The sequence below is a fragment of the Pseudomonas californiensis genome (assembly GCF_021147775.1).
GTDB lineage: Bacteria > Pseudomonadota > Gammaproteobacteria > Pseudomonadales > Pseudomonadaceae > Aquipseudomonas > Aquipseudomonas californiensis.
Window position 1 is genome coordinate 178,385 of sequence record NZ_JAGTPK010000009.1, and the last position, 10,593, is coordinate 188,977.

Below are 10,593 nucleotides of genomic sequence, written 5' to 3' on the forward strand. Positions count from 1 at the left end.
CAACGCTGATCAGGGCTTCCAGTGCCCGCCTTCGACGATGACGGCGGCAGGGTCGGTGCCTTCGGCAAGCTCCGGGCGCACGTACTGATCATAGAGCTTGAGCAGGTATTTCTCTTCGCCCAGCCTGGCCAGCTCGGTATTGATCCAGTCACGCAACTCGATGTTGCCCTTCTTCACGGCTGGGGCGATAGGCGCCTCATCCCCGAGTTTTTCCTCAAGCACACGGTAGCCCGGGTTTTTCTTCGCCCAGCTGAACAACACCAGATTGTCCTGCGCATACGCATCGCCACGACCATTGGCCAATGCCTGCAGCGACTCTGAGTTCTTCTCGAATTTCAGCACCTTCCAGTCCGGATGATTTTTCGTCAGCCAGATGTCCGCAGTAGTGCCTGTGGTCACGATGGTGGTCTTGTCTGCAAGGTCATCGAGTTTGCGCACCGGGCTGGCATCCGGCACCAGCGCCTGCACGGCAACCCGCAGATTGGGGTTGGTGAAGTCCACGGCTTCACGGCGTTCCGGAGTGACGGTCATGTTGGCCAGAATCAGGTCAACCTTGTCGCTTTGCAGAAACGGAATGCGGCTGGCGGGCTCGACCACCACAAACTCGATCTTCTTTTCGTCACCCAGCAGATCCTTGGCGAAGCGCTTGCCCAGATCGGTGTCGAAACCGACGTGCACGCCCTGCTCATTGACGAACCCGAACGGCGGCTTGTCGCTGAACACGCCGACAATCAGCTTGTCGCGCGCCTTGATGGTCTCCAGGTAGCTGGTGGAAGGCGAAGCCGCAGCCTTGGCCACAGGCTTCTGTTCGCCGGGCTTGTCACAGCCTGCCAGCAGGCCGAGGGCAATCAGGGGTAATACAAGGGCAGTTTTAAAGCTCAAGATGCTTTCCTTTTTGGCATGTTTTCTACGTAGGAAAACCTCTCCAGAAATTGCTGCGCGCGTGCGGTCTGCGGGGAACTGAAGAAAGTTTCGGGGTCGTTCTGTTCCGCGATCAAACCACGGTCCATGAACAGGATTCGGTCGGCTACCGCACGGGCGAAGGCCATTTCGTGGGTGACAATGAGCATGGTCATGCCGCCTTCGGCCAGGCTGAGGATCACCTCCAGCACTTCCTTGACCATTTCCGGGTCCAGCGCTGCAGTGACTTCATCGAACAGCATGACCCTGGGGTTCATGCACAGCGCACGGACGATGGCGATGCGCTGCTGCTGACCGCCCGACAATTCACGCGGGTAGGCGTCCCGCTTGTCCGCCAGGCCGACCCGTTCCAGCAGGGTTTCGGCTTGCTGCCGTGCTTCGGCTGCCTGACGCTTCTGAACCTGTACCGGGCCGAGCAGGATATTGTCGAGCACGGTCATGTGCGGAAACAGGTGATAGCTCTGAAACACCATGCCGATCTGCTGGCGCACCTTGCGCCAGTCGGCATTGGCTGCCAGCGCCTGGCCGGCAAAGTGCAGCGTACCGGCATGGCCGAGCTCCAGGCCATTCAGGCAGCGCAGCAAAGTGCTTTTACCGCAGCCGCTTGGGCCGAGAATCACCACCACCTCACCTTCGGCCACTTGCAGGTCGATGTCTCGCAGGACCGGCGTGTCGCCAAAGTTCTTGCTGAAACCGGACAACTCGATCAAAGCGCTCATGCGTGACTCCAACGTCGCTCAAGCACGCGTGAAGCGGCTGACAGCGGGTAACAGACGATAAAAAAGAACAGAAACAGAAAGCCGTAGATCAACACCGACTCGTACGTGCGCTCAATGATCTGCTGACCGACCTTGGTCACATCCACCACGCCTATCAAGACTGCCAGTGAGCTGGTCTTGATCAAGCGGGTGTACACGTTGATCACCGGAGGCGTCAGCCGCTTGAGGGCCTGAGGCAGCAGTACCCGACCGTACAACTGGCCCAGGTCAAGACCGATTGCCAGCCCGGCTTCGCGCTGTCCACGAGGTATCGAGCGCAAGGCGCCACGCACCACCTCGCCCACTTCACTGGTGCCCCACAACGACAGCACCAGCACCGCACAGCCAAACGCAGGCAGGCTCAGGCCAAAGAAAATCGGCAGGCCGAAGAAAAACAGATACAGCCAGACCAGCACCGGAATGGCACGGAACAGCTCCAGATAGATACGCAGCGGGATGTCGAACCCGCGTTTGCCCAAACTGCGCAACACGCCGTAGAGCACACCGCCCAGCGTACTGAACACAATGGCCAGCAGCGAAATGCCCAGTGTGCGTGCAGCACCTGTCGCCAGTTGCGGTGCTGATACCCACAACAACTCAAGACCCGAACTGGCCATGCTGGAGCCTCCTTTTCAAAAGGCCCAACAGCAATGACAACGGCAGGAACAGCAACACACACAGGCCCGTCATGACGGCGAGCATTTCGTAGGTCTTGTAATACAGCGCAATGTAGCTTTTGGTCGTGTAAAGGATTTCCGGCACCGCTACAGCCGACACCACCGTGGTTTCCTTGAGCAGAAACACAAAGTTGGCGAACAGCGCAGGCAGGCTGAGGATGCCTGCCTGCGGAAGGATGACGTGGCGCAGAAGCTGCCAACGTGACAGCCCGATGGACAACCCCGACTCGATCTGTGCCTTGGGCACCGCTTCGATGCCAGCGCGCAGTATTTCGGTCAGATAGGCACCGCCCAAAAAGGTCATGGCGATCACTGCCGAGGCGAAGCCAGAGACGCGAATGCCCAACGTAGGCAAGGCAAAGTAGATGAAGAACAGCTGGATCAACAACGGCGTGTTGCGTGCCAGTTCGATGTACAGCGGTACCAACCGGTGCAAAACCGGCACCTTGAAGGTCGCAATGGCGGCGTTGATGATGGCCACCGCAAGCGACGTCAGAATGGCAATAAGCCCGACCTGAAGGGTAACGCCAACAGCTTTGAGAAAGGCAGGCAACGTAGAGAGGGCGAAGGCATAGTCGAAGGTCATTGCTGCCCTTCCAGACCGGAACATGCTAGCGGGAAATACATCGAATGTGGCCTTGAACGGGCAAAGTGACATATAGCTTAACCATATGTTTTATTTAAATTTAATACCCTTTAAGAATAAGCATAGAGCTTGCCGATACGGCCTGCAGACGTTCAGTTGGCCACCATGAGCAAAAGTCGTTGCGCGCCTCTTAATTCCGAAATGGAATTAACACATGCCAACTCAGTATTTATGGATCTATGGCAACAGGGATTAATGTGGCTTCACGGAAATGCCCCGCCATACGAGAGCTGCCTCATGACTTATTCTGCCAACGTTGTCGATTTCAACAGCTACCGCAAACGCCGTCAGGCACGGGTCATGGCTGAGTTGATGTGGGCGATGTACACCGCTCGGGCCGGTGTTGCCAATTTCACGGTCATGACCACAGGTGCTGCCGAGACTCGACAGGCTTGATCCCATGAACTTTCTCCATACCGTTGATAACGAAGAAGGCTTGCCGCCGGGCGGCAGCGATTGCGCGACCTCCGAAGATGACGTCATCGGCCCTCGGGTCGCGAGAAACCTGCAACGTCTGCGTAGCAAACGACACCTGTCCATGGATGCACTGGGACGTCTCACGGGCGTCAGCCGGGCGATGCTCGCGCAGATCGAGTCGGGCCGCAGCGTGCCGTCGATCAAAGTTCTGTGCAAGATCGCAAAGGGACTCAAGGTCTCGGTCGCCGCGTTTCTGGATGACCGTGCATTCGAAGGAGTCGAACTGTTGCCTGCGCAGCACAGCAAGCGGTTGGTCAGTGCCAGCGGCGCTTTCGTAAGCCGTGCGCTGTTCCCGTTCGACATGGCCAGGCAATCTGAATTCTATGAAGTACGGCTTGCTGCACTGGGCGAGGAAGTGTCCCAGGGGCATGGCTCCGGCGTGCAGGAGAACCTGGTGGTCGCACAAGGCGTACTGGAAGTGAGCCTCAACGAGGAGCGCTATCTGCTTTCCACAGGCGATTCGATCCTGTTCTATGCGGACCAGCCGCACCGCTATCGCAACCCCGCCGACAGCGAAGCCGTGGCGTTTCTGGTCATGACCTACCCCGAGCGCCTCGACTGACGCCCAACGACGGTCGAGGCAGACGGGCCCGCCGAAACGTAAAAAACCGCCCCCGACGCCAGAACTCACGTTCTGTTTCGGGGGCGGTTTTTTCATGCCAGACCTGTCAGCTCAGCTCAGCTCAGCACCGCATGGTGCGGCGCTGGACAGCGTCTCAGCAGGTGCAGCACATCATCGGCATGCCATTGCAGCTCATCATCATTGGCATCGCGCAATCGTTCATCATCTTCATCATCTTCATCATCAATGCGCAGCAGTTGTTCATCATGTCCATGCTCATGCCTGGCATCGGCATCATTTTGCAGGTCATGCAATCGGCTTCGACCGTGCAGACCATCATGCACTTCATCATGGGCATCGGCATGCCCATCGGCATCATCATCGGCATGTTCATGGTCGACATCATGTTCATCATGGCCATGCCGTCTTCAGACATGCACATCATCGACATGTTGGCGCAATGCATCATCATCGGCATGCCGCAGTTCATCATCATCGCCATCATGTCGGCGCTGTTCTTGAACATCGCCATGTCCATGCCGGCAGCAGGCTTCATGGTGCACATCATGCCATCGGCCATCATGTCGCACGTCATGGTTGCCATCATCATGGGCATGCCCATCATTGGCATCATCGGCAGGGTGTTGTTCATCGGCATCTGCATTGCATTCATCATGTTCGAAACTCCGTAATCGAAAGGGACGCTAAAAATCATGGGCCGATTCTAGAGAGACACGAGCAGGCTGCAAGACGCCGATCCAACAGTGGAAAAGCGTGTTCGACCGGGTTTAAACCCGTTGCAACATGGTTTTCAATCCGAACAGTGCCGCTAGATGGGTTTTAACCGCTGAAATTGCTGCTATAGCGCCGTTTACGCTGCTATGGATATGCGATCAGACGCTATGCATACAACTGGAAGACATAAACAGTCTAACCAGACGCTCAAGTCAGGGCCTCTACAGCCGGGGTAGTGTTCAGGGAGAGCGTAAATTCAGATTCCGCTTGAAAGAGTTTCAAATTTCTTCAGCGATTGCTGGCAAAAAACTGTTAAAGGTCAGGTTGGCGCGAGACGCGATCAAATGATTTACCAACGCTGTCATCAGCGGGTTCCGAAAGTGCGCTGTCATCGATAACTCGCAGCACCAGTAGCCGCTGAATATCCAGAGCCCCGCATCGACCCTGCTCCGAATAACGCTATACCCCAGACAGCCGGGCAAGCACTCGAACATTGCTGCACAGGTTCTCAATCTGCGCTCGACGTCCTGAGCGACTTGATCAAGCACACGCACTTCCAGACTGCTGACCGCGATGACATGTCTGCCCGGCCCTGCCGACCCAGGCGATTCGTGTAACGCATTATTTGACATCATCAACCCGAACTGTGATCGGTCCCGGACGATCCAGAAACGAAACATCACCCTGCACCTGCCCGAGGATAATGATGCCAGGGGACGGGACCCGCCCCGCGGTGTAGTAAATGACGAAATGGTCGTCGCCCCACAGACCCAGTGTGCCTGCCGAAAAGTCCCGTTGGCGGGCACCGTTTGGCAAGGGTCGAGGAAGGCTGCCGGTTTTCTCCTGACGAAGGTGGTCGCGCATGTCTATCGTAACGGGCAGCATGTTGATCAAGGCACGTGCGGCATCGTTGTCTTCAAGTTGCGCCGTCATGCTTCCCCATTCCGATGAGATCGAAATACGGTCTTGCGCGACAGCAGACTCTGTAAGAGCCAACGCAAGGCCGATAGCCTGCCAATAGGTGTTGCGCATGTCATTACCCTGTCTTTTTATTGCACCTGATCAGACGATGACATCGTCAGACATTCATATTTTTCAGTGGCGTTGCGGAGTTCACTATAAAGTCTTGACTCTCTGCTAAAAAGCCGACGAAGCAGCATGCAGTCATGCATGAAACTCAGTAATAGCGCTGCCCCCAGGAACAGATGCACTAAAGAATCGTGCCGTTGCGAGCGGTTCAGTATTGGTGAGTGGAACTCAGTACTGCATGAACAACCTGCCGTCTAATCTTTGATTCGCCACTCTGTAGAATCAGCCCTCCCTGATAACAACTTGACCGTTGTTTAACACGGGGTGCGCGCCTGTTATGGATGACGCTGACTCAGCGCTCAACACGCTCTACTCAAGACAAGGAATACGTGTAGTCGGGCAGCGAACTATCAGTGCCACGATTCGAAATAAAACATGATTTCGAACGACTGCTTATCCCCCTTCTTCGGCATCTTCTACGGAAAAACTCATGAAACTTTCAACACTGATAACAACGCTTCTTGTCTATTCAGGACTGACAGGGTGCGCAACCCAACTGCCCTCACCCAACGAGCACGAAGCCATTATCAGCTTCCAGACACAATTGGGCGACGAGATGTTGGCAAGGCGCCTCGATGAACAGCGCGCGGAACACTTCAACCACTTCAGGGTTTCGCAGGGTTCTCACACAATGGAACTGGGTGTGGTCAAAAGGGGCCATCAGGAAAGTCAGCGTCGCTGCGTCGCGACACTCTCCTATGATCATTTTTCACCGAATCAACATTACACGCTGGTCGAAAACAGCTTGCGCAAAGAAGTGCAGATCAGGCTGGTCGACAGTGCCGGTACTACGCTGGCTCAAACAGACAAGGTGGCCTGTTTGTGAGTTGCCTGCGGCACCCTTTGGCATCTCTACGGTGCCGGTTGTCGCGCGTCACTGGCGCAGCCCTGCCGCGCGACACTTTCCAGCCAGCGACGCCGAGGAAGGCAGTGAGGTCGACGTGCTTTTAGCAGCACCCGACCTGCCGGAACGCCCTAACGCTTGATACGGCGTTCGTAGGCCGCAAGGAGCGTGCGCTCCGATTGCACCAGATAAGATTCGAGCATCTGAGTCGCATCGTTGGAACGGCCTTCCTCGACGCAGCGCAGAATCGATGCATTCATGTCGAGAAACGGCAAATGCAGAAACTGCGGATCGTTGAGCAGCCCGAACGCCAGCCGCAATTCAGCCGAGATCTGTCCGTAAAACACCACCAGTCGCGGGCTGTCTGCCAGTTCGACAATCGACCGGTGGAATATCATGTTGGCGGTACCAACCGCTATCCAGTCCTGCGCTTCACGCGCCTGCACGCCTGAATCGACTGCTTCACGCATGTGCAGCGTGCCTGGATGCTGCGGATACCCTTGAGCTATCGCCTTGCATTCGATGAAGCGACGCACCCGGTAGATGTCGATGATCGACGACATGTCGGGCTCCGCAACGGTGACCCCACGGTTGGGTTCGTGTTTGAGCAAACCCTCACGCGTCAGCACGCGAAACGCTTCTCTCAAGGTATTACGGGAAATATCGAGACTTTCAGCCAGCGCCGCTTCAGACAGGCGTTGGCCGGGAACGAGTTCGCCCTCGACCAGCATTCTGCGTATCTCGTGGGTAATGGATTCTCCCAGTGTGCGAGGAAGAGCGGGAGAAGCGTCGTTCATAAAAGGTCCGGGATGAGAATGCTATGCCGACATTCCATCAGAGCTTGGGGCAGCGCACAAGGATGAGGCGTGCGCAGTGCTTCATTAAGTAGCGCTTTGGTGGCGCAGGGTAACAATGTGGTGCAAATGACTCACGCATCCATGCTGGATTGTTCAACAATAAACCATTGATACGCCTACATCTCAAGCGTGTTGAGTGAGCGTTGGCACGCACATTGCTCAGTCGAAGTATCTCCCATCGCAGGATTGATGCCGTGACACAGACAACTACAACTCAAGCGTTCACCAAAGCACGACGCTCATCTCTGATAGCCGCGGTCTTCATGATGGCGACGTCTGCCATCGGTCCCGGCTTCCTGACTCAGACGGCTACGTTCACCGCGACCCTCGGTGCTGCGTTTGCCTTCGGTATTCTGGCTTCGATCCTGATCGACTTTGTCGTTCAGTTGAACGTCTGGCGAATCGTGTCATTGACCAAAATGCGCGCAGCGGACCTCGCCAACGTCGCCATTCCGGGGAGCGGTTACCTGCTGACGGTGCTGGTGCTTACCGGTGGTCTGGTATTCATGCTCGGCAACATTGCAGGTGCGGGCCTGGGGTTGAACGCCCTCACCGGCCTGGATCCCAAGTGGGGAGGCGCGATAAGTGCGCTGATTGCGATTGCGATTTTCTCGTCGCACCGTGCAGGCGTTGCCATGGACCGGATCATGATGGTGCTCGGCTTGCTGAAGGTGTGCTTGATCCTGTTCGCAGCCTTCGCCACCCATCCACCATTAGGCGAGGCATTGCGCCAGTCTGTATGGCCTGACTTCATCGACTTCGCCTCTATCACCACCATCGTCGGCGGTACGGTTGGCGGCTACATCACCTACGCAGGCGCACACCGTCTGCTGGATCGTGGCACGGTCGGTGTGGAAAACATTGAAGCCGTGTCCAAGGCTGCCTTGACGGGTATTCTGGTTACCGGCATAGCTCGCTACGTTCTGTTTCTGGCGATTCTCGGGGTCGTGGCCAGCGGCGTGGTCATCGACGTGTCGGGCAAAGGCGCAAACCCTGCCGCGCAGGCGTTTGGCGCTGCCGCTGGCGACATCGGTATGATGATGTTCGGTCTGGTGCTCTGGGCCGCCGGTATCAGCAGCGTGATCGGTGCCTCTTATACCTCGATGTCGTTCATTACCGTCTTCTCGAAACGCATCGATGAGCGCGTACGTAACCTGGCCACCGTCGTCTTTATCCTCATTTCGCTGTCTGTTTACATGATTATCGGCAAGCCACCGGCCGCGTTGCTGGTCTTCGCAGGGGGTTTCAACGGTTTGATTCTGCCGCTGGGTCTGAGCATATTCATGTACGTGGGCTGGCGCCGTTCGGACCTCATGGACGGCTATCACTACCCTCGCTGGCTGCTGGTGCTGGGCATCCTGACCTGCGTGCTGTCCTGGTTCATGGCTTACAAATCGGCAGGTGCCATCTTTGCCTTCATCGGCGCAGCCTGATCTACACGGAGATTATCTGAATGCGTGCAATTGACCTCAACAGTGACCTGGGAGAAAGCTTCGGCGCCTGGAGCATGGGCGACGATGCGGCAATGCTGGACGTCGTGACCAGTGCCAACGTCGCCTGCGGATTCCATGCCGGTGACCCGGCCGGCATCCTGCGGACACTGAAAGCCGCTGCGGCCAAGAACGTTACCATTGGCGCCCACGTGTCTTACCCGGACAAGGTCGGCTTCGGTCGACGCAACATGGACGTGGCCAGCGACGAGCTGACCGCCGATGTAATCTACCAGATCGGCTCGTTGCAAGGCTTGGCCAAGGCCGCCGGCACCTCAGTGCGCTATGTAAAGCCTCACGGCGCGCTGTACAACACCATCGCGCATGACCGACGACAGGCGCTGGCGGTGATAGAAGCCATCCGTGCCATTGATCCGACGCTGGTCCTGGTGGCGCTCGCAGGCTCCGACCTGATCGAGCTTGCGCGTAACGAAGGTCTGCAGTGTGTGGCCGAGGCGTTCGCTGACCGTGCGTATACGCCGCAAGGCACACTGGTTTCGCGCCGCGAGCCGGGCGCAGTGCTCCACGACCCGGTGCGTGTTGCGCAACGCATGCTCCGTCTCGTTGAAGACGGCACCCTTGAAGCTATCGACGGCAGCCTTACACGAATCGAGGCCGACTCGATCTGCGTGCATGGCGACAGCCCCGCTGCCGTGGAAATGGCCCGCGAACTGCGCCGGGTGCTGGAAAATGCCAACTTTTCGTTGCTGTCCTTTGCAGGAACTCGTCCATGAATGCTCTTCAACGCGCTCGCGAGGCGGCCATTGCCGCCGCTCATGAAGCCCGTAGAACTTACCGTGAAGGCCTGATCACGCCAACCGCAGGCATCGCACCGGGCATGACCCAGGCCAACCTGATCGCTTTGCCGCGCGAATGGGCTTACGACTTTCTGCTGTATGCACAGCGCAACCCGAAAGCCTGCCCGATCCTCGACGTCAGCGATGCCGGCAGCCCCAGAACCCTGCTGGCTGCAAACGCCGACCTGCGTACCGATATCCCGCTGTATCGCATCTGGCGTGACGGAAAAATGGTCGATGAAGTCACTGACGCCACGCAGGCGTGGGCCGAGCATGACGACATGGTCGCGTTCCTGATCGGTTGCAGCTTTACGTTCGAAACCGCGCTGCAGGAAGCGGGCATTGAAGTGCGGCATATTGCCGACGGCAGCAACGTGCCCATGTACCGGACCAACCGCGCCTGCCGTCCTGCCGGGCGTCTCCAGGGAGAAATGGTGGTCTCGATGCGCCCGATCCCCGCTGACCGTGTGGCAGAAGCCAGTGGCATCTCTGGTCGCTATCCCTCGGTGCATGGCGCACCGGTGCACATCGGTGAGCCCGCACTGCTGGGTATCAAGGACTTGAACAAGCCCGACTTCGGTGACGCGGTGCGCATCGAGGCCGGTGAAGTGCCGGTGTTCTGGGCGTGCGGGGTCACGCCCCAGGCGGCAGTCGCCGCTTCGGGTGTACCGTTCGCGATTACCCATGCTCCCGGCTATATGTTTATCACCGACGTGCCTGACAGCACTTACCACGTCTAG

Annotated in this window: 14 protein-coding genes; 7 read left to right on the forward strand and 7 right to left on the reverse strand. The window is 57.4% G+C overall.

Annotated elements, in window-relative coordinates; all coding sequences use genetic code 11:
* Positions 1–9: 9 nt before the first annotated feature.
* From KDX37_RS11495 to KDX37_RS11510, 4 genes are read right to left on the reverse strand one after another with little or no spacing between them, the layout of a single operon-like run.
* Positions 10–882: a transporter substrate-binding domain-containing protein gene (locus KDX37_RS11495; protein ID WP_231652821.1), complete on the reverse strand. Its 873-nt coding sequence runs from the start codon at positions 880–882 to the stop codon at positions 10–12.
* Positions 879–1,640 carry an amino acid ABC transporter ATP-binding protein gene (locus KDX37_RS11500; protein WP_231652822.1) on the reverse strand — a complete coding sequence of 254 codons (762 nt, stop codon included), beginning with the start codon at positions 1,638–1,640 and terminating at the stop codon, positions 879–881. The genes KDX37_RS11495 and KDX37_RS11500 overlap by 4 nt, the downstream gene beginning before the upstream one ends.
* Complete coding sequence (locus KDX37_RS11505; RefSeq protein WP_231652823.1) at positions 1,637–2,296, reverse strand: amino acid ABC transporter permease; 660 nt, start codon at positions 2,294–2,296, stop codon at positions 1,637–1,639. The genes KDX37_RS11500 and KDX37_RS11505 overlap by 4 nt, the downstream gene beginning before the upstream one ends.
* On the reverse strand, positions 2,277–2,942 hold the full coding sequence (locus KDX37_RS11510; RefSeq protein ID WP_231652824.1) for an amino acid ABC transporter permease: 666 nt from the start codon (positions 2,940–2,942) through the stop codon (positions 2,277–2,279). The genes KDX37_RS11505 and KDX37_RS11510 overlap by 20 nt, the downstream gene beginning before the upstream one ends.
* A gap of 297 nt (positions 2,943–3,239) precedes the next feature.
* On the opposite strand from KDX37_RS11510, the gene KDX37_RS11515 reads away from it, so the two are divergent.
* The 3 genes from KDX37_RS11515 (at position 3,240) to KDX37_RS11525 (ending at position 4,733) form a co-directional block, all read left to right on the forward strand.
* The gene (locus tag KDX37_RS11515; RefSeq protein ID WP_231652825.1) at positions 3,240–3,398 is read left to right on the forward strand and encodes a hypothetical protein; all 159 of its coding nucleotides are present in this window, start codon (positions 3,240–3,242) and stop codon (positions 3,396–3,398) included.
* 4 nt (positions 3,399–3,402) lie between these two features.
* The gene (locus KDX37_RS11520; protein ID WP_231652826.1) at positions 3,403–4,041 is read left to right on the forward strand and encodes a helix-turn-helix domain-containing protein; all 639 of its coding nucleotides are present in this window, start codon (positions 3,403–3,405) and stop codon (positions 4,039–4,041) included.
* Between the two features lie 161 nt (positions 4,042–4,202).
* Positions 4,203–4,733: a hypothetical protein gene (locus KDX37_RS11525; RefSeq protein ID WP_231652861.1), complete on the forward strand. Its 531-nt coding sequence runs from the start codon at positions 4,203–4,205 to the stop codon at positions 4,731–4,733.
* A gap of 321 nt (positions 4,734–5,054) precedes the next feature.
* On the opposite strand, the gene KDX37_RS29725 is transcribed toward KDX37_RS11525, so the two are convergent.
* Together KDX37_RS29725 and KDX37_RS11530 are read right to left on the reverse strand one after the other, a co-directional pair.
* Positions 5,055–5,456 (reverse strand): antibiotic biosynthesis monooxygenase, encoded by a 402-nt coding sequence (locus KDX37_RS29725; RefSeq protein WP_406646020.1) that lies wholly within the window; start codon positions 5,454–5,456, stop codon positions 5,055–5,057.
* Positions 5,398–5,808, reverse strand: coding sequence for a cyclophilin-like fold protein (locus KDX37_RS11530; RefSeq protein ID WP_231652827.1), 411 nt, complete (start codon positions 5,806–5,808; stop codon positions 5,398–5,400). The genes KDX37_RS29725 and KDX37_RS11530 overlap by 59 nt, the downstream gene beginning before the upstream one ends.
* A gap of 487 nt (positions 5,809–6,295) precedes the next feature.
* Here KDX37_RS11530 and KDX37_RS11535 point away from each other — a divergent pair, with 487 nt between their 5' ends.
* Positions 6,296–6,691: a PA0061/PA0062 family lipoprotein gene (locus tag KDX37_RS11535; protein WP_231652828.1), complete on the forward strand. Its 396-nt coding sequence runs from the start codon at positions 6,296–6,298 to the stop codon at positions 6,689–6,691.
* A 149-nt stretch (positions 6,692–6,840) separates the two neighbouring features.
* Here KDX37_RS11535 and KDX37_RS11540 read toward each other — a convergent pair whose 3' ends face one another.
* Positions 6,841–7,506 (reverse strand): GntR family transcriptional regulator, encoded by a 666-nt coding sequence (locus KDX37_RS11540; RefSeq protein ID WP_406641978.1) that lies wholly within the window; start codon positions 7,504–7,506, stop codon positions 6,841–6,843.
* Positions 7,507–7,760: 254 nt separating this feature from the next.
* Between KDX37_RS11540 and KDX37_RS11545 the strand changes: the two genes are divergently transcribed.
* Genes KDX37_RS11545 through KDX37_RS11555 form a run of 3 tightly spaced genes read left to right on the forward strand, consistent with a single transcriptional unit; the run spans position 7,761 to position 10,593 of the window.
* Positions 7,761–8,999, forward strand: a complete 1,239-nt coding sequence (locus KDX37_RS11545; protein WP_231652829.1) for an NRAMP family divalent metal transporter — start codon at positions 7,761–7,763, stop codon at positions 8,997–8,999.
* A 20-nt stretch (positions 9,000–9,019) separates the two neighbouring features.
* Positions 9,020–9,790 carry a LamB/YcsF family protein gene (locus KDX37_RS11550; RefSeq protein WP_231652830.1) on the forward strand — a complete coding sequence of 257 codons (771 nt, stop codon included), beginning with the start codon at positions 9,020–9,022 and terminating at the stop codon, positions 9,788–9,790.
* Entirely contained in the window at positions 9,787–10,593 is an 807-nt protein-coding gene (locus tag KDX37_RS11555) for a putative hydro-lyase (protein ID WP_231652831.1), read from the forward strand. The genes KDX37_RS11550 and KDX37_RS11555 overlap by 4 nt, the downstream gene beginning before the upstream one ends.

Bases quoted from the DNA above. Each gene is read 5' to 3' on its own strand.
- KDX37_RS29725 (WP_406646020.1), bottom strand. From the start codon at position 5,456: ATGTTTCGTTTCTGGATCGTCCGGGACCGATCACAGTTCGGGTTGATG.
- KDX37_RS11500 (WP_231652822.1), bottom strand. From the start codon at position 1,640: ATGAGCGCTTTGATCGAGTTGTCCGGTTTCAGCAAGAACTTTGGCGAC.
- KDX37_RS11515 (WP_231652825.1), top strand. From the start codon at position 3,240: ATGACTTATTCTGCCAACGTTGTCGATTTCAACAGCTACCGCAAACGC.
- KDX37_RS11555 (WP_231652831.1), top strand. From the start codon at position 9,787: ATGAATGCTCTTCAACGCGCTCGCGAGGCGGCCATTGCCGCCGCTCAT.
- KDX37_RS11535 (WP_231652828.1), top strand. From the start codon at position 6,296: ATGAAACTTTCAACACTGATAACAACGCTTCTTGTCTATTCAGGACTG.
- KDX37_RS11550 (WP_231652830.1), top strand. From the start codon at position 9,020: ATGCGTGCAATTGACCTCAACAGTGACCTGGGAGAAAGCTTCGGCGCC.
- KDX37_RS11520 (WP_231652826.1), top strand. From the start codon at position 3,403: ATGAACTTTCTCCATACCGTTGATAACGAAGAAGGCTTGCCGCCGGGC.
- KDX37_RS11510 (WP_231652824.1), bottom strand. From the start codon at position 2,942: ATGACCTTCGACTATGCCTTCGCCCTCTCTACGTTGCCTGCCTTTCTC.
- KDX37_RS11505 (WP_231652823.1), bottom strand. From the start codon at position 2,296: ATGGCCAGTTCGGGTCTTGAGTTGTTGTGGGTATCAGCACCGCAACTG.
- KDX37_RS11540 (WP_406641978.1), bottom strand. From the start codon at position 7,506: ATGAACGACGCTTCTCCCGCTCTTCCTCGCACACTGGGAGAATCCATT.
- KDX37_RS11530 (WP_231652827.1), bottom strand. From the start codon at position 5,808: ATGCGCAACACCTATTGGCAGGCTATCGGCCTTGCGTTGGCTCTTACA.